Annotated in this window: 17 protein-coding genes; 6 read left to right on the top strand and 11 right to left on the bottom strand. The window is 43.5% G+C overall.

The genetic code is table 11. The features are described 5' to 3' along the window. Positions 1 to 160: 160 nt before the first annotated feature. Together TH5_RS02955 and TH5_RS02950 are read right to left on the bottom strand one after the other, a co-directional pair. Complete coding sequence (locus TH5_RS02955; RefSeq protein ID WP_114120601.1) at positions 161 to 1,141, bottom strand: Gfo/Idh/MocA family protein; 981 nt, start codon at positions 1,139 to 1,141, stop codon at positions 161 to 163. Continuing rightward, entirely contained in the window at positions 1,126 to 2,091 is a 966-nt protein-coding gene (locus tag TH5_RS02950) for a Gfo/Idh/MocA family oxidoreductase (RefSeq protein WP_114120600.1), read from the bottom strand. The genes TH5_RS02955 and TH5_RS02950 overlap by 16 nt, the downstream gene beginning before the upstream one ends. 506 nt (positions 2,092 to 2,597) lie before the next feature. On the opposite strand from TH5_RS02950, the gene TH5_RS02945 reads away from it, so the two are divergent. From TH5_RS02945 to TH5_RS02930, 4 genes are all read left to right on the top strand, one after another. Continuing rightward, positions 2,598 to 3,230 carry an acetyltransferase gene (locus TH5_RS02945; RefSeq protein ID WP_114120599.1) on the top strand — a complete coding sequence of 211 codons (633 nt, stop codon included), beginning with the start codon at positions 2,598 to 2,600 and terminating at the stop codon, positions 3,228 to 3,230. Between the two features lie 346 nt (positions 3,231 to 3,576). Next, a complete protein-coding gene (gene neuB, locus TH5_RS02940) occupies positions 3,577 to 4,599 on the top strand; it encodes an N-acetylneuraminate synthase (protein ID WP_114120598.1) in 1,023 nt (340 codons plus the stop codon). Further along, the gene (gene neuC / locus TH5_RS02935) at positions 4,596 to 5,702 is read left to right on the top strand and encodes a UDP-N-acetylglucosamine 2-epimerase (RefSeq protein ID WP_114120597.1); all 1,107 of its coding nucleotides are present in this window, start codon (positions 4,596 to 4,598) and stop codon (positions 5,700 to 5,702) included. Before neuB ends, neuC begins: the two co-directional genes overlap by 4 nt. Positions 5,703 to 5,710: 8 nt before the next feature. After that, the gene (locus TH5_RS02930; RefSeq protein ID WP_114120596.1) at positions 5,711 to 7,135 is read left to right on the top strand and encodes a hypothetical protein; all 1,425 of its coding nucleotides are present in this window, start codon (positions 5,711 to 5,713) and stop codon (positions 7,133 to 7,135) included. A gap of 195 nt (positions 7,136 to 7,330) precedes the next feature. On the opposite strand, the gene TH5_RS02925 is transcribed toward TH5_RS02930, so the two are convergent. The 3 genes from TH5_RS02925 to TH5_RS02915 form a co-directional block, all read right to left on the bottom strand. Further along, a complete protein-coding gene (locus tag TH5_RS02925; RefSeq protein WP_114120595.1) occupies positions 7,331 to 9,133 on the bottom strand; it encodes an ABC transporter ATP-binding protein in 1,803 nt (600 codons plus the stop codon). Position 9,134: 1 nt separating this feature from the next. Then, positions 9,135 to 10,199: a nucleotidyltransferase family protein gene (locus TH5_RS02920; RefSeq protein WP_114120594.1), complete on the bottom strand. Its 1,065-nt coding sequence runs from the start codon at positions 10,197 to 10,199 to the stop codon at positions 9,135 to 9,137. A 433-nt stretch (positions 10,200 to 10,632) separates the two neighbouring features. Then, the gene (locus tag TH5_RS02915) at positions 10,633 to 11,646 is read right to left on the bottom strand and encodes an NAD-dependent 4,6-dehydratase LegB (protein WP_114120593.1); all 1,014 of its coding nucleotides are present in this window, start codon (positions 11,644 to 11,646) and stop codon (positions 10,633 to 10,635) included. Between the two features lie 269 nt (positions 11,647 to 11,915). Between TH5_RS02915 and TH5_RS02910 the strand changes: the two genes are divergently transcribed. Next, the gene (locus TH5_RS02910) at positions 11,916 to 12,644 is read left to right on the top strand and encodes an acylneuraminate cytidylyltransferase family protein (protein WP_114120592.1); all 729 of its coding nucleotides are present in this window, start codon (positions 11,916 to 11,918) and stop codon (positions 12,642 to 12,644) included. On the opposite strand, the gene TH5_RS02905 is transcribed toward TH5_RS02910, so the two are convergent. Continuing rightward, positions 12,641 to 14,014, bottom strand: coding sequence for a hypothetical protein (locus TH5_RS02905; RefSeq protein WP_147250043.1), 1,374 nt, complete (start codon positions 14,012 to 14,014; stop codon positions 12,641 to 12,643). The two genes, TH5_RS02910 and TH5_RS02905, sit on opposite strands and share 4 nt — an antisense overlap. A gap of 701 nt (positions 14,015 to 14,715) precedes the next feature. Here TH5_RS02905 and TH5_RS02900 point away from each other — a divergent pair. Beyond that, a complete protein-coding gene (locus tag TH5_RS02900; protein WP_114120590.1) occupies positions 14,716 to 15,795 on the top strand; it encodes a sulfotransferase domain-containing protein in 1,080 nt (359 codons plus the stop codon). Between the two features lie 418 nt (positions 15,796 to 16,213). Here the strand turns inward: TH5_RS02900 and TH5_RS02895 are convergent, their stop codons facing one another. The 5 genes from TH5_RS02895 to mntR form a co-directional block, all read right to left on the bottom strand. After that, positions 16,214 to 17,440 (bottom strand): DegT/DnrJ/EryC1/StrS family aminotransferase, encoded by a 1,227-nt coding sequence (locus TH5_RS02895; RefSeq protein ID WP_114120589.1) that lies wholly within the window; start codon positions 17,438 to 17,440, stop codon positions 16,214 to 16,216. A 302-nt stretch (positions 17,441 to 17,742) separates the two neighbouring features. Then, positions 17,743 to 18,336 carry a sugar transferase gene (locus TH5_RS02890; protein WP_114120588.1) on the bottom strand — a complete coding sequence of 198 codons (594 nt, stop codon included), beginning with the start codon at positions 18,334 to 18,336 and terminating at the stop codon, positions 17,743 to 17,745. Further along, entirely contained in the window at positions 18,333 to 19,547 is a 1,215-nt protein-coding gene (locus tag TH5_RS02885; RefSeq protein WP_114120713.1) for a glycosyltransferase family 4 protein, read from the bottom strand. The genes TH5_RS02890 and TH5_RS02885 overlap by 4 nt, the downstream gene beginning before the upstream one ends. 29 nt (positions 19,548 to 19,576) lie before the next feature. Next, a complete protein-coding gene (locus TH5_RS02880; protein WP_167443445.1) occupies positions 19,577 to 20,455 on the bottom strand; it encodes a glycosyltransferase family 2 protein in 879 nt (292 codons plus the stop codon). A 95-nt stretch (positions 20,456 to 20,550) separates the two neighbouring features. After that, positions 20,551 to 20,979: a manganese-binding transcriptional regulator MntR gene (gene mntR / locus TH5_RS02875; RefSeq protein ID WP_114120586.1), complete on the bottom strand. Its 429-nt coding sequence runs from the start codon at positions 20,977 to 20,979 to the stop codon at positions 20,551 to 20,553. Positions 20,980 to 21,044 lie beyond the last annotated feature (65 nt).

Here is a 21,044-nt window from a genome sequence, read left to right as displayed (position 1 = left end):
TATTTAGGCTCCAAAACTAGACTAGTATTTGATCGTCATACGAAAAGATAGACTTGACTGAGCCCGATATAAAATTTAAATTTTAAGTTCATAGATTTTCTACCCAAAATGGTAGCACCTCGTAGACCATCGTCTGCGGAATACTAGCACGTCATATCCGCTACACGTCACGACGATAACTATCACCAGTACGAATACAGGCATAAATGCCAAAAAGGCGTGCATGGTCATTCAACCCCAACAAACGGGAGTCGGGCTTTGCTCCAACAAACGCCTCCGTTTGACGATAAATACCGGGCTTGAAAACGATATCTTTGTCGTCAGGTAGCTCTACCCCTTTGAGAGTAAAGCTGAAATGATCCTGATAGGATAGTTGCTCCATAGGTTGCAGCACCAATCGGCGCTTGGCAGTCATTACCTCCACCCCCCAACGCCCGGCAGAAATCCAGTTTGCGTGATAACAAAAACTTGCACCACTCTGCAGCCGCCCCATCCCCGTGAAAATGGCACCTTCAGGATGCCATGGTAATTTACCAATGCTCAATGCGTTCAGTTCAGTTGGCTCTCCTCCCAGAAAGAATGCAAGGTCGATCACATGGGTAGAGTTGGCGTAGAACCAACCTGCCAATTCGTCAGCAGGCTTATCCAAAGCTTCCAGCCGCTTACTGGCCTCGGTGAAGTCAAATTTTACCGAGAGTGCACCACCGTCCTCGGCAATCATACGTCGCGCAATCTCCACTGAACCATAAAAACGGCGATTATAACCAACATAGGCGTCTACGTCTTTTTTTTTGGCTATAGCCTGCAACTCTTGCACTTCAGCAAGTTCAAGACCTGCGGGTTTTTCGATTAGCAAACGTTTCACCCCATGGTCGATCAAAAAAGCACTGGTTCTCGCCAGCGTGTTGGCATTCACAGCTACAATAGCGGTGACAGGCTTTTGTACCAGTGCTTGCCATTGATCGACAAGCTCCCCATGTCCTGCCTGCACCTGCCATTTGGCAGCAAAAGCCTCGGCACGCTCCCTGCCGCGCCCGGCCGCTATGAAAGGTCGCCCCATGTCACGTAATGCTGCAGCATAAGCATCAGCCATTGCACCGACACCTAAAATCAAAACAGGGGCGGTTAAGTGATCGGACATGGAGCATCCTCTTCTAATGATTGACCGAGACGATTACGTAAAGCATCGATGAACGGGCGATGCTCTTGCGCAGAGAGATTAAAGGGCGTCATACGTGAGACATTGTCATAAAGCATTTCCTGATACAGGTACCCCATTTGACTGACAAACGGGGTATAGAATTCTTCCGACGCAATCGCTTTATTTCCTCTAAAATGGGTGAGACGATGGTTGCCCTCCTCTACAATCCATCGTTCATCGGCATTCCCGACTTCAACCGTCAGTGGAACCCCCGGCTCCTTAAGATTAGTGATGGTGAGGTTGCCTCCTCCAGCACAAGCGCCGATTAAACTGCCGGTGAATTCCACGCACCCCCGATGTTTGCTATCTTCGGGAATAAGAGCATCCGCGTTGAGACTAAACGGTAAACCACCAAACAAGTGCACAGCCAAATCGATGAAATGGATGCTGTTCGAGGCCAGGTTCCAGTTAGAGCCTATCACCTTAAGGGAGAGGTTTGCCTTTCCTTTCAACTTTTCACGCAGAGCATCATAGCTTGGCCATCCTCGCCGAGAGCAATTAATCACAGTGCGAATGTCACGGTCTGCAAAAACACCAATCATCTCATCAAAATCTCGGCGCGTCACAAATACAACCTTCTCTAAAAACAGCCATTTGGGTGCGGTATGCGTTAGCAGCACCTCCAAAACTTTGCGGCGAGGTTGAGCAGGTGTCGCGACAATAGCAAGATCAGCCTGTTTAGGTACGTTTCGCCAGTCCGCGAAAAATCGCAAATTTACGTGCGAAGATAATTTCTCGACGCTTGCTTCTGCCTTGGCCCGATTATCGTCGTCAGGCTCAATCACCATAATATCAAGCGGCTTATCCAAAGATGTCACCGCTTGCAGGTGGCGCATACCAATATTACCGCAGCCTATGAGGAGAACACGCTTGAGTGTGGAATTTATCATCACTGTGGATTTCTTCCGATGGAAGCTAAGAACAAAATTAAAAATATCTCAGCAATGTCAAATCGACTTGTCTTCAATTTTCTTAATCGACAAAATTGAGAAAGACATCACTCAAGGCAACATAACCGCGATCATCTAGGTTATCCAAGCAATTTAGCAAGGGGGCACCCCATGGGATCATACCCTCTCCAAACTTGATTATAATCCCTTACAAACAATATCTTAAAAGAAAAAACACCATCAAGCATCGTGCCAGAAGTCACAGGTCAATCACAAACATTGCTCCATTTCTCCTAGTCTCGAACACCACAAAGCTGTCCCATATCCCTCTCAGATGACAGGCAATTGGTGTTATTGAACCTTAAAACTCGAAAAGTATTGCCGAAGGCAAACTAATCGCTGCAATTTCAATCAAGCTTCGAGTAAAAGCATTTTGTCATTAAGTTAGAAAATACATAGGATAATTGGCACTTCATTCGCCAAGGCCGAGGAAAACAAACTTCATTATGGATAACACAGCACCATTGATCATCATAGGGGCAGGCGGCCATGGCAGAGTTGCAGCTGATACAGCCTGCGAATCAGGTTGGAATGTATCAGGTTTCTTAGACCTCTCGCTCATCAAAGGCACACAACTAAATGGTATAGAAGTACTAGGCGACGGAAAGAACACCGAACCATTTTCAGATTTTACGGGTCATGCATTTTTTGTGGGTATCGGTAATGGCAGCATCCGTTGGCGGGAATTCAACACTCTCACTGCGGCGGGTTTACCTGTGCCGAATATCATTCACCCGTTCACACATATTTCCTCTTCGGCCTCTATCGGTCGTGGCACGCTAGTAGCAGCAGGCGCAGTGGTCCAAGCCAATGTCCAAATCGGGGACGCTGCCATCATAAACACTGGCGCCCGTATTGATCATGATTGTCAGATAGGTAACGGAGCAATGATTGCACCAGGTTGCGTATTATGCGGCGATGTGATCATCGGCGCGCATGCATTCATTGGTGCGGGTAGCATTGTTACCCCAGGCGTTACTATTGGCGACGGCGCCTTTGTAGGAGCTGGAAGTGTTGTGATTGAAAATATAGCTAAAGATGCAGTACATAAGCCTTTTCGTAAATTATCTCTCAAATAGAGCATCTCAAACTTTAAGAAAAGTAGCAGAAATATATAACGAAGCTGTAACCATACCGTTGATCTATGGCCCTGCAACTTTCAGATGAATTTAACAGAAAAGTTTTCCCCGACCAGAAAGATTTACTATAATTGCCCAACTGACGAAGAGTTCCCAAGGTAGCATCTGTAGATGCCCCTCAGCACGGAACGTCGTCGCTTTGAGTAATATTGCTCCTCTGCGCAATATCGCCACAACACTGCCTCTAGCCGCCCACTCAATACAACTAAACTACTTATTCATTTTACCACAAGTTACATCGACGTGGATAGCTTGCTTCATTCATCAACCATCTGAGGAAATACCAATGGAAAACGTTTTGATAATTGCAGAGGCTGGCGTCAACCATAATGGCAGCCTGTCTCTTGCAAAAAAAATGGTAATGGCTGCCAAAAAGGCGGGCGCGGATATTGTCAAGTTCCAGACCGGCATTGCTGAGTTGATTGTTTCAGGAGAAGCCCCGAAGGCAGACTATCAAAAACACACCACCGGTGCTACTGAAAGCCAACTTACTATGCTGAAGAAACTTCTGCTACCGCTAGATGATTTTCAGATATTGAAAAATTATTGCGACGATCTTGGCATTATGTTCATGTCCACAGCGTTCGACATGCCATCACTGGATTTACTCGTGAAGTTGGGACAAAAAAGCTTTAAAGTACCTTCAGGGGAAATCACCAACTTACCGTACCTGCAAAAAATAGCGTCCTACGATGCCGAAACCATTCTCTCGACTGGTATGGCCGATCTTGACGAAATCAACGAAGCAATAGATGTAATGCTTGCAGCAGGCCTAAACAAAGACAAGCTCGTGATTCTACATTGCACTACGGCCTACCCAACTCCGCTGGATGAAGTAAATCTCAATGCCATGAAATCAATACAAGAGAAATTTGGTGTACGTGTAGGCTATTCTGACCATACTCTGGGCATAGAAGTTCCCATTGCTGCGGTAGCCCTGGGAGCAACAGTGATCGAAAAACACTTCACCCTTGATCGCAACATGGAGGGCCCCGACCATTCGGCTTCTCTTGAACCTGATGAGCTCGCCCAAATGATCAGCTGCGTCCGCAATATCGAAAAAGCCCTCGGCAACAGCAACAAGGCCCCAAGTAATAGCGAAATGCAAAATATTATTGCTGCTCGCCGCAGCATTCACACTGCTAAGCCATTGAAAGAAGGTGAAATCATAACCGAAGACAGCCTGATTATGAAACGACCAGGCGATGGAATTAGTCCGATGCAAATCGGAAGCATACTCGGCAAACGAGCCGCTCATCCTGTTTCAGAAGGAACAAAACTGCAACTCCAAGACGTGGAGGGGGCATGAAAAGGATTGCATTACTTACTAGTTCTAGGGCCGACTATAGCCTTTATTGCCCGCTGATTAAAGAACTGAGTCAGTCATCGGACGTCACATTGGATGTTATCGCTTTCGGCTCACACCTCTCGAAAAAGTATGGTTATACTCTCGAACTCATCCGCAAAGACGGGCTATCTCCAGTTTGTGTCGAAACCCCCATTCTTGGCGGAGAACCAACGGTCATTTCACGCAACATCGGTAGCACAGTTAGGATATTTTCGTCCTTCTGGGCCCAACAAACTTATGATCTGATTATATGCCTTGGCGACCGCTACGAGATGTATGCTGCTGTCTTGGCATCGGTACCTTACAATCTTCCGGTAGCACATATTGCAGGCGGCGAAACTACTATGGGGGCCATTGATGAAAAATTCCGCCACAGCCTAAGCATTTTTTCACAGCTTCACTTCACCAGTGCCGAGGTTTATAAAAACAAAGTAGCAGGAATAATCGGGAGCAACTCAGGGGTCTACAATACCGGATCCCTTAGCATCGACAATCTGAGCAAACTTGAACTATTAACAGTACAGGAGTTCAAACAGAAATTTGATATTGACCTACTAAAACCTACTATATTGGTAACATTTCATCCTGAAACAGTGAACTTAAAAAACAATTCACATTATCTACAACAACTTATCCAATGCCTCCAGCAACTCACCGACTACCAAATCGTTACGACCATGCCTAATGCCGATACTATGGGCGATATGATACGACGAGGCATACGTGACCTTTCAGAGACGCATGCCCATGTCATTGCGGTAGAGAACTTTGGCACCATTGGTTATCTAAGCTGCATGAAACACTGCGCCATGATGCTAGGAAACACCTCAAGCGGTTTTGTCGAGGCTGCATATTTCCCCAAGTATGTCATCAATATTGGCGACAGACAGACAGGAAGATTTGTCACCAATAATATCTTCAACACGCCAATAGAATGTGAAGCAATGCTCTTTCAAGTGCGCAAGATACAAGCGCTCCCCCCATCTACAGCTGAAAACCCCTATGGCGATGGAAGTGCAGCAAGGCGTATGAGCATGCACATACTTGATTATCTGAACAAATAGACTATTAGATGAAAAAGAAAACACTAGCACTATATGTACGCGGCCCCGGCGAATACGCCGATTTTCTAACTACCGCTAAATTGCTCGTGGATGATTACCGTATCGTGATAATCAACGAAACTTCTGCGGAGAAACATGGTTATGGTTATTTGAAGAAAGAAGCTGAGGCGCTCGGATGCAAGTGCTATGACCTCTCCCATAAAATGAATACCGCCCGAAGAATCAATATACTAGGAATATTATTGAAAAGTAGCATAATAACCATTCCTATGCTTTCCTATATAGTCGCCTCTAATTTGGTCAGACTGCGTTTTGATAAAATCCGCACACCTAACTACATTTTTCACCCATTCATAATCAAATCGCTTTTGAAAAAAATTCTGAGTAAAGAGTCACCTAATGCATTACTAATCAATAACGTTAATGGAGGCACCCTCGGTGAACTAGCAATTCGTTGCGCCCGCGAACTGAATATAAAAAGCATCCTGATACCATATACGTTCATTTCCCCCATCGCCCCTGCACGTATACTAGCAGAAAGACTTAAAATTACCGGTTACAAGCTGTATATCGTTCAAAAATATTTTCCTGAATGGCTCTATCTTTACGATGGAAGCTATATTCTGCGTAGACCCCTATTCTATGTAATGACTTTAAAATTTCTCAAGTCCTCCCCGCCAAAACCTTGGGTACAGGACTCCTCATCAGCCGATGTTATGATCGTTGAAAGCAAGTTCATGGAGACGCATTATAGGGGGTTGGGCATCACCCATCGCAATATGGAAATCATCGGAAAACCTAATTACGATTATCTTTATTCGCTTTATGAAAACAAAGAAACCCTCACCCATCATCTATACAAAGAACTAAAATTCGAGCAAAAAAAGCCCTTCATTCTATTAGCCATCCCTCCAAGGTTCGTCGGCTTTAAAGAGAAAGAAGGGCAAGCAAGCGAGTTTTCAAATTATGATGAAATAATTACTTTCCTCCTTGATAAAATATCACATCTCAGAAAATTTAATATTCTAATATGTCTACACCCCAGAGAACGATCAAATATCAAGGACCAAGTTTTTAGGAAAGACACCCTACCGAGCCATATGAAATACTCGACACGTGACACAGCAGAGCTCATGTCTGTAAGTCAATTGTATATTATGGCTGGTTCATCTACAGCACTTTGGGCTCTGGCACTCAAGCTTCCCGTCATTGACTATGATGTTTATGGGTTCCAATTTGGATTTTTCAAAGAGAACCCTGATGTGATTCAAGTATCACAAAAGCAGGAATTTCAAGAATTATTAAAATGTCTGGACGAGGATAAGAATTTCATAAAAAATAAAAGAGAGACCCTTCACAAGAAAAAATCATATTATGGCCTCCTGGATGGGCAAAGCGCAAATCGATTAAAATACATCATAAAAAAGCAATAAATCACAACCGAAATGCGATAAGTTTTATGGCATTAAAAATGCGTAAAAACGTGGAAAATTTCAGAGAACACTTTTTCACAACGCGCCCTAAAGGCTGGATACAATTATCATAACACTTGAAAACAATACACCAACGACTAATAGTTACTCTGTATAGCTTCCATAACCATTAATTATAGAAGCGAGAGGCAGCATCTAAAAAATATTACTGGCGCTCTCTCCCAGCATCTCCCGAAACCTTGGATCATGCTTCGCAAGATCATCATATGTGCCACTTGCAACAACCTTCCCCTTATCCATCAGATAAATGCAATCGCAATTACGAACGGTATCAAGGCGATGAGCAATCATTATAATGGTTTTTTCTTCACCGATTTCTGTAAGAGTCTTAACGATCTCCCGCTCCGTGATATTGTCCACTGCACTGGTTGCCTCATCGAAAACCAACACTGCAGGCTGACGATATAGCGCACGCGCGATACCAATGCGCTGCTTCTGACCACCTGAAAGCCGTATTCCACGTTCACCGACCTTCGTGTCGTAGCCTTCAGGCAAGTGCTCTATGATAAAATCGTGGATATTTGCCTGCCGAGCAACATGTTTCACCAGACTCTCATCAATTTCATCAAGTGGAACTCCAAAAGCGATATTCTCTTTAATGCTGCTATCGAGCAAGAAAATATCTTGCGGCACATAACCCAATGCTTGCTGCCACCGCCTCTCATTAACAGCGTTTATGACTTCTCCGTCCACCTTTAAATGCCCGGAAGAAGGCGGATACAAAGAAAGGAGCAGGTCTATAACGGTCGTTTTTCCCGCACCACTAGGACCGATCAAACCCACGGTGTGATGAACTGGGATAATCAAGTCAAGATTATGCACCGCAGGCTTGTCACTTTCCGGATAAAAAAAAGAGACACCACTTAGGGTAATTTCCTTACTCGGAAACAGAGGTTCAATTTTCTCTTTTGTCCAATCATTCTCCGACATCGTCAAATGTTCTTCAAGCTTACGCAAAGCCGGACTACCAAAGCGGATACGCACAATACATTGATAAATAGTCTGAAACTTTGGCAACAAACGCGTTCCAGCAAAAACCAGCAACCCCATAGTTGGTAAAGAATGTGACAGATCGCGGTTATCTTTGAGCAAAAACATCAAGGCGACCATCATACCGCTGAATACCAATATCTGGATACTGAAGCGTGGAAAAATAGAAGCAACTTCATTGGAAGCGTTGTAGTTTGAGAACTCAGTAATTCCACGATCAAATCGATGTATGAAGGCACTTTCCAAATTATACAATTTCACATCTTTAATACCGTTGATTGCATCTGATGCAATCATGAAGCACCTGCGGCTAGCCTCCATCCTCTTGGTTCCAAGTTCAGTAATGCGGTTACGCATAAACAAGAAAATCACTAAGAAACTACCACCAATAAACAAGGTAGCCCCCAAGGCAATCAAGGGCTCAAGCCAAAAGATCAAGGCAACCAGTATAACAGCATGTATACTATTGGCTACCAGCAAAATCAAAGGAACAATACAGCGACCAGTCACAACATTTACTTCGGAGAGAAGATATCGTGTTATATTACTTGAATGTTGCGAAAGGAAAAAACCGTAGGATTGCGACAAATATTTCTTCAACAAACGACCGCTCAAGCTTACACGGCGCATCTCTCCGAAATGGATTTGTGTATATTGCGATACCGCTTGCAAGATAGACGAGGTGACAACGAGTGCAAGAGTCCCCCAACCTAGAAGAAATAAAAATTCATGTGGGGTATCATATCCACTATACTCATAAACTCGCATCAATGTTTCGTGTTTTTCGATAGCAGAGGGGTCACTCAGTAATGTCAGGAAAGGTACGATAGAAGCAACACCTGCTGCATCTAGTAAAGCTGCAATCAACACACCAACGACAAGAAATCCCGATACGATGCGCTCACGTAACGAAAGCAATCTCCAGATAATTTTAATGATGTCTTTCAATTCATTGCCCTAAAATCTGGGTAGGCAGATATTCATCATTTGCTTTTTCAAGCTGCTCTTTACAGCCGATATCAATCCAGTATTCATGTAACGGAAATGCTACAGTTCTAAGATTGGTTTCTTTTAAATCTTCAAATAAGGTGGTCATGTCGTAGAAGGTATCGCTTGGTATATAGCGCAGCACCTCAGGGCTGACGACATATATCCCTGCATTCACATGGAAACTCTGCTCTGGCTTTTCCGAAATACTCTTGATATTACAGTCATCGATTTCCACCACCCCAAAGGGAACCTGAAAATGATATTCCCTTACAGCCATAGTCGCACAGGCACTGTGATTGTTGTGAAAATCAATAATATTGCGAATCCTCATATGAGTAAGCAGGTCACCGTTCATAACAACAATCGGTTCCTGTACAGCTTCTTGTATCAGGCTTAGCGCACCACAAGTTCCCATACGCTTAGTTTCCTGAATATACGTAATGTTGCAATTAAAGCGTTCTCCATTACCAAAATGGCTTTTTATAATTTCAGGCAAATAGTTCACAGCAATATAAAAATCCTCGAACCCTTCATCGACAAACTTTTCTATAGTAGTCTGTAGAATAGGTTTCCCTCCTACATGCAACATTGGCTTTGGAATAGTCTCAGTGAGCGGACGTAGGCGCGTACCCAATCCTCCCGCCATCAGGAAGACCTTGTTTGAGACGGGCTTTGAAGAAGACAAACTATCCATGGTGATAATATCAAGGACGTGATTTTGATCATCGACAATGATGACCTGACGCACTACACGCTGCTGCATGGCATGGCGTTGCTGAGCTGCTGTCGAGTTGGGTGGCAGAATGAGAGCGTTCTTGTGAGCAATGTTCCCAGCCAGTTCATTCATTGATTTCCCAGCGAGCAAAGCCCGACGGATATCACCATCGGTAATCGTGCCAATGAGCCTCCGGTTCTCGTCAACGACAACTATCACATGGAATTCAGGCACAGCATCCAGTGCTTTAAGTACGTCTCCCAACGAGGTCTGAGGGGAAATCATCGCTTTATTTATGTTCTGATACATACACCTATCCACAGTTCATTACGCAGCTTTGAAAGGACAGATTAATATTGTCCGGAGAACTCACCACAAAACGGCTCAATATCTGTAAGCAGCTCAAGAAAGTTTCGCCTAGGAGAAAGCGAGGCAGATTTGTCATTCGATCTAAAATGCTAGCAGCTATTTCCAAACTAGTGCGACTGCCTGACACTTCATTGTAACATCGATCTCCAACCTTCATTTCGTTTGTGGATGAGAGGAAGGTTTCTTTTCAACAGCAATTAGCTCCCTTTCAGAACATCAATTCTCTAAAAAATTTGGTAAAGAAGTTCTCTTCATTGTCAAAGGACAAAAATTTTTCAACGAAAAACGGTTCTGCGATTTTTAGACGAAACACACGAGTCAAATTTTATCACTCACCGCGGCAATCATGACGAGTACCTTTATTGAATGAATATCAAATGATATATTGATTGTGTTTGTACAATGCACGGTTGGCCGGTTGCGCAAACCACTCAACAGTTTTCTCTATTCCTTTCTGAAACTCCTTGATCGACCCTCCATATTGTGGAGCCCAGCCGAATAGATTTTGCGCTTTGCTGGCATCTGCCCAAAGGCGTTCCACTTCGCTCTTTTCAGGACGTATGCGTTGCTCATCGGCTATAATTTCAACTTCGGCCTCCATGACTTTTGCAATCACATCTACTGTATCGCCGATGGAGATTTCAAAATTACTGCCAATATTCACTACCTCACCTATAGCAGCGTCACAGCCAGCGATGGCAACAAAGCCACTTACTGTGTCAGTAACGAATGTGAAGTCACGCGTGGGCAAGATGCTACCCAATCTAATACTGCGCTCCCCTGCTGCAATTTGAGATATAATCGTGGGAATAACGGCACGCGCCGATTGACGGGGGCCATAAGTATTAAACGGGCGCAATACAGTCACCGGAGTATCAAATGACTTATGGAATGACAAAGCCATTTGATCCGCACCAATTTTCGAAGCAGAGTAGGGAGATTGCCCCACGAGCGGATGATTTTCGGAAATCGGCACGAATTGGGCTGTGCCATAAGTTTCGCTGGTTGAAGTATGAACAATACGAGACACTTCGAGATCGCGCCCTGCCTGCAGCACATTCAACGTGCCGACGATGTTCGTGTCCACATAGGTAGCAGGACTGTGATAGGAGTAGGGTATCGCAATCAACGCTGCTAGGTGCAGCACCACATCACACCCGAGCATAGCGGCACGCACACCATGAGGATCTCGAATATCCCCCAAAAATGGCTCGAAGCCGTTTTTCAGGTCCTTATCCAGGGTATCGAGCCAGCCTAGCGAACCAAAGGAGTTGTAAAGACAGAAGGCACGGACGTCATATCCGCTTCGCACCAGATGCTCGGTCAAGTGAGAACCTATGAAGCCATCAGCGCCGGTTACCAAAATTTTTTTGTTTTCCAATTGCATATTCGTCCGGTCCGTTCTCTGCCATCGTATTTTATACTGTCGCAGCTTGCGGGCTGGAAAATTAAGAACGCGCAAACACCTTGCTATCCTGCTGCCTCAAGCGGCTTTCCTGTCGTAGGGGCACTGCATCTAAAAAGCAATGGTTTTCTGTACTTGCTTCAGGAACTCATTGTCTTCAGGAAAATTTTTCTCTATCTTTGTATATAATCATATCGACCTGACCTTCGCTTCGAACCAGAAGAAGAACCATTCAAAGATAAATTAACATCATGAGCCAGCTCGACAAACATACGTTTTTATGTACCATATGTGCTCGCGGAGGCTCTAAGGGAGTGCCGGGGAAAAATATCCGTACACTCATTGACCGCCCACTTATCGCATATTCTATCGAGCAAGCAAAAAAAGCTGGAATTTTCACTGCGGTTGCTGTTAGCAGCGATAGTGACGTAATCCTTGATAATGCCCGCGCATATGGAGCTGATATTATCATTAAACGCCCCAGTGAACTTGCTTCTGATACTGCAGGCAAAATTCCGGCCATCGTACACGCACTTGAAACGGCAGAAGCCGAGTTGGGGGCAAAAGTCGATTATCATTTCGACCTCGATGCGACATCCCCTTTACGGGTACCAAAGGATATTTTAGCCTGTGTCGATATTCTACTTGAAACAGGTGCGAGCAATGTCATAACTGGTACAGTAGCACATCGCTCCCCCTACTTTAATCTTGTTGAGCGCTCAAAAGACGGCAAAGTGTTTCTGAGTAAAACCCCTAATATCGATGTGCTTCGCCGTCAAGACAGCCCAGACTGTTTTGACATGAACGGTTCAATTTATGGCTGGAAACGCGACGTGCTGCTTGAGGACCCAAAGCTCTTCTATCTGGATACCCAGCTTTACGTAATGCCAAGAAACCGATCTGTTGATATAGACGAAGAACTTGACTTTACTCTCGTCACTTTGCTCATGCAGGAAAGAGCACTAAAAGAGGAGAATTAATCCCAAGAAATTTCTTTAGGTACTGCATAATAGTCGTAGGGACTTTGGCATTTGGGCGCATTTTTTAAATGAGCGCAAAAGCTTTCAGCGTCATCTACCATCAATGCATCCCCCCGTTCCAAAACTGCCTTCATATGCTCTATTCCCGGCAAATTCAGCAACAAAGTCCGACACCCCAGTAACATTCCTTCATACAGCGAAGTAGAATAAACCCCGGCAACAATTTCCGCTTCCGAGAGCATAGCTAAAGTGGATACCTCGTCACAGGAAAAACGAAAATTCTCCGGCAATGTGTCCGCCGGAAATAAAGATTTGTACTTTTCCAATGCCTCTCTTGGATGCAATCGATAGGTAATGCTATAACAAGGTACCATTTTTGCGCATTCGATGGCAATTTGGCACAGCTTTAGAGCTACGGTCCCCTGAGAAATAAACAGAATGCTTTTTGGTATTTTAGTCTTATTAAGATAGTTTTGAATGTAACGATGTAGAACATCTGCGCCAATAACTTTTGGTTTAGTGTTACGCGGTAAGGATGCCGACCTAACCCAAAAATCTCCCAAAGAAAGAAAATATTTAGGACTATACGGTACGTCTTTGAGGTAATTAGGAAATCCGTATGCGGGTTGATATACGGTATAGGAGCCATGCTGAATTTCAGCCGTGCGCATGCCGCAAGCGTGGGCGGCATCTATAGCTGCCATGTGGGCAGTGGTGTAACCAACAACCACATAAAGTTCCTGCGCCTGTAAACAACGGAACAAACGATGATAGATTCTCCTACTCCGTTGGAAAATCCCAATATGATTTATCGCTAATTTGCAAAGATCGACTCGAAAACCGAAAGTTTCAAGTAGTGCGATTTCTGCTTCTGCCATCAAAGATTGCGTATCGCTATTTAACCTAATCCTTTGATGGAGGCTTCTTCTTTTGATGGCGTCAAGAATCAAAGGAAAAATTAGATTTTTAGATTCGGCCAATTGCTCTCCATACCATCCTTGATAAAGCAATAAATATTCGCGTGACTTTAGATTTTTCATTACAGGATAAGAATGAATCTCAACACCATCAATCAGTCTACTATGTGGGAGAATGATGCTTTTGATCTGACGACGCACAAAAAACGGATTATACTTTGTTATTGCTTTGGGAAGACGGAGAAGAATTTGGAACCGATTTGTTAAGCTTCGTCTTGGATGCAATTCACTCATAAGTCCTGATTTTTCATGTAAAGCAAGCCATAAAGGAAACCTAATTAATCTCCAATAATATACTCCATCGTCTTCTTTTTCCAACAAACGTAGATCTTTTTCGATTTTCCAAATCCATTCACTTATCATCTCAGTATTAAAAGGAAAACTCTTGCCCATCCTCATACCCTTAAAAAGTCAAGAATCAAACAATCAACAAATTTGAATACAAAAACACAATTTTGATGACACACTTGAGTTCGATGATAAATTTCATATGCTACATTACTTTTTGGTAAAAATTCGACATAATAGTGAAAAATTGAGTAATTTATATAACACCTGCCCATTCAACAACATCACACTATATTGTAGACAAATTTTCTTTCATAGACCTAACTACAACATCGGTTCTTTCCTGAAGATTACAGTCCATAAAGCGAAAGAAATAGGTCACACACAACCTCACTAAGATAAACTATATCAAGATCTGCCTTGATTGAAGTAAAGAGCATTGGAATTTGAATGCAGCATAGTTTACTTTACGGCAACCAGGTCCTACACAATGGTGGCGTTGAATATATCCTTATCCTAATTACTTGCCACGAAACTGGCGCATACATAATGTATATAAGCAACGCTCCAAATGCACGTGATATCATCACGTGCATGCTATCTCGCACTAAATTATAATGGATTTTACGAAAAAGAATAATTGGAGGATGTAATGGATCAATCAGAGCCATGAGACTTGATATATTGACACAAAATTTACATTCCAAAAGTACTCTTTGACAAAAGCACATAGTACAACCTATCTTCTAATAGGTTAGTAAAATGATTCATTTTATACTCCAATAAGAAGATACGAGGACACCAATATGAAACCCATACTATCCGCTGCAGTGAAAAATGTGAAGAATAGAATAAAAGGACTAAAACAGAAACATATTGGAAAATTTAAAGCAAAATTAGAGTATCGAGATTTTGAATCGAGACTCAAGCTGCTTGAACCGAAAGGTTTTTTGCTAGTGTCCGGTGCCATGCGAAGCGGGACGACTTTAATAGGCGAGTGTCTATATTCTCGCTTCAACAACCATCAGAGGCATGAAGACATTTGCTTCGCCAACGACAATGTTCTACTCATTAGAGAACTTTCAAACTATTTAAGAAAAAATATTTCCCCATCTATTTTGATCACGGATCCAAACAATCGAATCCCATTCGACAAAAAAGGTGTTTCCAGTTTTTGTGGCCTATCAAAAAAATCAAACCACCTTTTTTTCAAATACTTGCTTTTAAAAAAAATCCAGGAAAATTCTCCATCTAAGGTTAATCCGATTATCTCAGGAATAAAAACAACACAACTCCTTGGAGAATACTATTTAATAAAAGAATTTTTTGATGATGTTAAATTTATAATAATGATGAGAGACCCGAGGGACGTTTATTCATCTTGTTTTCTCAGAACCATGAGGATTACATCAAACAAAGATGAAGCCAAAATCCTATCACTTATGAACACTCTAACTCAAGTAAATAGCTACAATTTTTATAAAAAAAACCAAGCCGACACTAACATAAAGATTGTGAGATACGAAGACCTTGTCATGAATACAGAAGAAAAAATACAAGAGATCCTATCTTTCATTGGCGTAGATGCTGACAAGTATGACTGGGAATCGCTCAATTCTGTTTCTTCATCAAACTCGTCATATCAAGATAGAGAAATAACTATCGGAAGTGGAGTATCAAAAGAAAGCATAGGAAAGTATAAATGCACGCTTAGCCCCCAAGATATTTCGACAATTGAACATCTAGCACAGAAAATTATTCTCGATTTAGAGTATGATACTCTATCCTCCCTATCACCTAAAAGAAATATTGATAGTATAGATTTAGACAGAGTGAGGTATACCGCAGAAAAATACGGTGTTTCCTTTGACGGGTTTCAAACATAGCTGCGCCCGATCTTCTTTTATAAACTCAAACTTTCACGACTTCGAAATATGATAAGAAGAAACTTTAAATTGAGAAATTCTTAAAGCGTTTCTTAACTCTTAGTAGATCATCCACTTTTTGCGCTAGGCCAATCGGTGGTAAACGGAGAGAATATGGCGAAGTTGTCAGGTTGGTCAGTAGGTTATTTAAACCAGAATATACCGTTCAACTTTTTTTATTTTCCCAGAAAATCGGCGAAGCCTATTCATCAAAAACATCTGCTTCAGCCTTCCGTCCTAGTTCAACTCAAGTCCTCCCGAAATCCGGACCAACACACGTCATTTTCAACCCCCATTCCAGTATGAGCTTATAACCCAGACGACAAAGTCAAAAACTTAAGCTACTTAGCTTCCCTTACAGCTATGTAGTACAGCTGATTCAACGAAAATTTGATGCGGAGCACAGTACATTTCGAAGAACTTGAGATGATTTAGTTATTTCTGCATCCGTCAATGTTGGATGGACCAGAAACATTAAAGATGTTTCACCTAGTACCTTAGCATTTGGCAGCCTACCAGAGGGGCGCCACTCGGTATCCGCAAAAGCTTTTTCAAGATATACTTCCGAGCAGCTCCCTTGATAACAGGGGACTCCACTTAAATTTATTTCATTCAAAATTCTGTCTCGATTCCACCCTGAAGCTAGATTCTCGGGACGAACATATAAATAAAACTTGTAAAATGCATGCCTACTCAGGGTAGATGTCGCCCACTCTCCTGAAGAGGAGATTTCTGACAGGACAGGACACCGAACAGGACCTGCCTCAGTCAGAAACGGATGAAGAGCACTCAGGAGCTTAAGCGCATTTTTATTCCTAGCAAAAGACCAGCCGGGCATTTTTCTTAATTGAATTCGCCCGATAACCGCCTGCATCTCCAACATCCGCCAATTAGTGCCGAAATCATCATGAAGCCACCTAAACCCCGGCGGGTGCTGTTTTTCGTAAACAGCTGAATAACTTTTACCGTGATCTTTAAAAGCCCACATCGAACGCCACATAGCCTCATCGTCTGTTGTAACCATGCCTCCTTCACCACCAGTTGTCATGATCTTGTCCTGACAAAAACTCCAAGCCCCTATGTGTCCAATACCTCCTACAGGACGTCCTTTGTAAAGAGCTCCATGAGCCTGAGCACAATCCTCAACAACTCCCAAATCATGTTCGTCAGCCAAGGCCATTATCGGATCCATATCACAAGGCCAGCCTGCCAAATGGACACAGATCACTGCCTTGCTTCTGGGAGACAAAACTTTTTTTATCGTTTCCGCAGTAATATTCCCACTATTCGGATCGACATCCGCAAACACAGGAGTTGCTCCAGCATTAATCACACACGACACCGAAGCAATGAATGTACGAGGTGTGACAATTACCTCATCCCCACTGCCGACCCCCAATCCTTTCAAAGCAAGATCAAGAGCCAAAGTTCCATTAGCAAGAGCGATTGCATACCGGGTTTGACACCATTCAGCGAACTCCTTTTCGAACAGCCGTCCTGCTTCCCCTGTCCAATAATTAACTTGGTTAGATAATAAAGTTTGAGAAACAGCTTCAGCCTCTTCTGAACTAAAACTTGGCCATGGGGAAAAAGGAGTGTTCAGCATTTTACTCTACTTTTTAGAACAGATATTTACTAATTCGAATCAGGCACTCGGTGAACAACCAAGAATACTCATAGTCAAAAAATTAACACCTCAATAAACACATTCAACATAAATATTAAATTGCAAAAACACATCACTCATCAAAAAAAACATAATAAAACAACCATCACTAAAATTAAACATAAACCAATACCGTTATTTTTATAAATCACACAAAAAACAGCTTTGGATCGACCAAACTCTCTCACAATACAGAGAAAAATTTCCATGCAATTATGAAAAAACAAGAAAAGCGAACTCTTTTAATATTTATTACCTTTGAACTTCGGCATTGTAGCACTCCCGGTCGCTGACACCCCATCCCCCAGCAAAACTTTCCAAATAGTCAACCACAGCACTTTACAGTCCAGCCTAAAAGTACGATTCTCAATATACCAAAGATCAAGCTTGAATTTTTCATCCCAGGTAAGAGCATTTCGACCATTTACTTGCGCCCAACCTGTAATTCCTGGTCGAACCTCGTGACGACGTAATTGCGCCGAATTGTAAAGTGGAACATATTCCATCAGCAAAGGACGCGGGCCAACCAAACTCATATCCCCTTTAAGAACATTCCAGAGCTCCGGCAATTCATCTAAGCTAGATGCTCTCAAAGATCGCCCTAAAGTTGTCATCCTCAAATCATCGGGAAGAGGCAAACCATCGGTATCTACAACATCCAGCATTGTCCGGAACTTATACATAGTAAACGGTTTTGCATGGAACCCAGCTCGAACTTGTCGAAACAACACTGGTCGCCCAATTTTACAGTATATCACCCCCGCTAACAGCAACATTAGCGGCCAAAGCAAAAGAAAAATAAGGGATGCAGCAAACAAATCGAACAATCGCTTCATACCCCCTCCCCAACAGCATGCTTTAAAGTTGTCTCAAGCTTTCGAGCTAAATAATCTCTTGAAAAATGTTGCTCCGCCAATTTGCGGGCTTTCATTCCACAATCAGCCAAACGCTCTGGAGAGTTAAGAATATCTAATAATATTGGCATTGCAGCACTTGGGTCCGCCCCCATAGAAACTCCGGCTCCACTCTCTTTAATTAAAGTAGCTTGCCACCCCTGGTAATTGATTGCAACAGGAGTACCAGAAGCTAGGGCATCAAAAAACTTATTTGCGGAATTTGCCTGTAATGCAGGCTCATCAACGAAAAGGGAAACTACTACAGATGCGGCACTGAACGCATCAACCAATCGCCTCTTAGGCATCGCCGCATACTGGAAAAAATTAACCCCAGCAACGCCGCACTTCTTTGCTTCTCTCCTAATGTAGTCGGCCTCAGCTCCCTCCCCAATAACAACGAAACGCACATCAGCCCGATGAGGTAATATTTTTTGCGCTAAATGTACTAAATAGGCTACCCCATTTGCCTTGCCCAAGGTTCCAGGATAAAGCACTATAGGACCGTCACCTAACTCGGGATGCAGTTGTCTAAAACTCTTTGCGCCAGTTGCATTGTATGCGAAAAGATCGAGATCAGAGCTGTTAGGAATGACGCTGACACGCTCTTTTGGACACCCCGTCAAGATCACTCCATCAGCCATTCCTTGCGAAAGAGCAATTACATGGGACGACCGCTGATAGGCAAAGCGCTCCAGTCGTCGAGCAACCATTTTGGCTAGCGGATTCTTTAGTGCACCCATAGCAATCGGCACATCTGGCCAAAGATCACGAACTTCAAAAACCATAGGAATCTTAAGGAGCCAAGAAGCCAACGCCCCAGGCAACGCAATTGTCAGCGGCGTACTTGTTGCGAACACGACATCTCCACCGATGCTCGTCGCCCGCACGCCCGCATTTGATGCGAAGCGAATAAAGGCACGCATCCTCGCCCAAAATGCCATAGCATTGTGATAGGGGACGGGCAACCAATGAACATTGATTCCATCTATCGTCTCTTCGAACCAGCCTTCCTTGTCAGTAATGTTTCGCCAGCTTGTTACAATATGAACCTCATGCCCCCACTCAACCAACCGTCGGGCCATCTCATAAGATCGAGTACCTCCTGACATATCTGGCGTATTAAAGTACTGATGCAAATATATGATCTTCAATTTTTTCACCACCGGCTGACTAGTTCGACTTAACGTCTCTCAGGCTGCCCACCACATAACAGTCTCAAAACCTCAGACAATCCGACGATCCAAAGCCTGCACCACGTGACACAGACAGAAACCCTATGCCGGAATGAAAGACGTGAAGATTTCAATGCAAAATAAAACTGCCTGAAAGGAGGAACAAAAGAAACCACCACAAACATAATCCTTCTAGAAACAGGTCCAGATTTCAATTGCCCTCCCTTTACTCTCTTCTGCTTTGTTTTCAACTCCTTCCATTCTCGACGGGCGGGATGAACCACACTAGTCAATCGACAATATTCAAGCTTCCACCCATTACTTAATGCGCGCCGACAAAACTCTGCATCCCCGCCAGAAAACCTCGCCTCATCGAACAAACCAACTTCCTCAAAAGCGCTTGCGGGAACTATTAAATTCGCAGTCACACCATACCCTCGCTTAACATAACGCTCTTGTGGCAACCCCATAACTACATCAAAAACTTCGCTTCGAGTCATATGCTCAAAATTTTGAGGTAAAACTTTAATTGCTCCAGCAATAATCCTCTTTTCGTCATGATGACGACTAAAATACTCTAAGCCATTTTCAAGCCAGTCAGAATCGGGCAAGCAATCCGCATCCGTAAACGCTAGCAATTTCCCTCTGGCTGACCTTATTGCTGTGTTCCTTGCTGCATATGACCCAGGTGTCGAACATGTCAGCAAACGCGCCCATACTGGCCAGGCAAATTTATTCGAGGTAATATCCGAAGAATTATCGACAACCAGCAACTCAAATTTATTTTTATCCAATGATTGTCGATCAATTTTCTCCATAAGACTTGGAACAATATCCCAATGATTAAATACTGGAACAATAACCGTTATTAATGTTTTGTCGTTCAAATCACCACCAGATATCGTAAAAGAAGAAGGAACAGTAGCTCAACCAAGATAAAGGACAGACCTTGAATTTTCCTTCCATAACAAAAGACTAACGCCTAATTTCCAGAAAACTTGGAAAAAGCCGCCAACGTTTCCTCACTCACATGGTGCTCAATCCCCTCGGCATCGAATTCCGCAATAGCAGGGTCGACGCCCAGTGCGATCAGGAAATTATAGACGATCTCGTGGCGCTTGCGGCATTTTTCGGCAAGCTCTTTACCCTGATCGGTCAGGAAAATCGAGCGGTATGGGCGGCTGGTGACGAAACCATCGCGCTCCAGGCGTTTGATCGTATTATTGACCGTCGCCGCCGTTACGCCAAAGCGTTCGGCAAGGGCGACGGATCGCGCTTCGCCCTCTTCCTCGATCAAGTCGGCGATCATTTCGACGTAATCCTCGGTCACCTCCCGCGCATGGGCGTAGCGCAATTGCGCGAAAACTTCGGCCTTGTTGTGTCGCGGGTGACGCGCGCTCGGATCGCCCATTCCTATCTCCTTTGAAATCTCCGAAGCCTTCATATCAACATAGCACGCAAAAATCAATTTAGCCT

The sequence above is a fragment of the Thalassospira xianhensis MCCC 1A02616 genome, from assembly GCF_003326475.1.
Classification (GTDB): Bacteria; Pseudomonadota; Alphaproteobacteria; order Rhodospirillales; family Thalassospiraceae; genus Thalassospira; species Thalassospira xianhensis.
This window is presented reverse-complemented; position numbering and strand designations above follow the sequence as displayed.

What these genes read in the sequence shown, in the direction of transcription:
- TH5_RS02955 (WP_114120601.1), bottom strand. Translation starts at nt 1,141, where the DNA reads ATGTCCGATCACTTAACCGCCCCTGTTTTGATTTTAGGTGTCGGTGCA.
- TH5_RS02950 (WP_114120600.1), bottom strand. Translation starts at nt 2,091, where the DNA reads ATGATAAATTCCACACTCAAGCGTGTTCTCCTCATAGGCTGCGGTAAT.
- TH5_RS02945 (WP_114120599.1), top strand. Translation starts at nt 2,598, where the DNA reads ATGGATAACACAGCACCATTGATCATCATAGGGGCAGGCGGCCATGGC.
- neuB (WP_114120598.1), top strand. Translation starts at nt 3,577, where the DNA reads ATGGAAAACGTTTTGATAATTGCAGAGGCTGGCGTCAACCATAATGGC.
- neuC (WP_114120597.1), top strand. Translation starts at nt 4,596, where the DNA reads ATGAAAAGGATTGCATTACTTACTAGTTCTAGGGCCGACTATAGCCTT.
- TH5_RS02930 (WP_114120596.1), top strand. Translation starts at nt 5,711, where the DNA reads ATGAAAAAGAAAACACTAGCACTATATGTACGCGGCCCCGGCGAATAC.
- TH5_RS02920 (WP_114120594.1), bottom strand. Translation starts at nt 10,199, where the DNA reads ATGTATCAGAACATAAATAAAGCGATGATTTCCCCTCAGACCTCGTTG.
- TH5_RS02915 (WP_114120593.1), bottom strand. Translation starts at nt 11,646, where the DNA reads ATGCAATTGGAAAACAAAAAAATTTTGGTAACCGGCGCTGATGGCTTC.
- TH5_RS02910 (WP_114120592.1), top strand. Translation starts at nt 11,916, where the DNA reads ATGAGCCAGCTCGACAAACATACGTTTTTATGTACCATATGTGCTCGC.
- TH5_RS02905 (WP_147250043.1), bottom strand. Translation starts at nt 14,014, where the DNA reads ATGGGCAAGAGTTTTCCTTTTAATACTGAGATGATAAGTGAATGGATT.
- TH5_RS02900 (WP_114120590.1), top strand. Translation starts at nt 14,716, where the DNA reads ATGAAACCCATACTATCCGCTGCAGTGAAAAATGTGAAGAATAGAATA.
- TH5_RS02895 (WP_114120589.1), bottom strand. Translation starts at nt 17,440, where the DNA reads ATGCTGAACACTCCTTTTTCCCCATGGCCAAGTTTTAGTTCAGAAGAG.
- TH5_RS02890 (WP_114120588.1), bottom strand. Translation starts at nt 18,336, where the DNA reads ATGAAGCGATTGTTCGATTTGTTTGCTGCATCCCTTATTTTTCTTTTG.
- mntR (WP_114120586.1), bottom strand. Translation starts at nt 20,979, where the DNA reads ATGGGCGATCCGAGCGCGCGTCACCCGCGACACAACAAGGCCGAAGTT.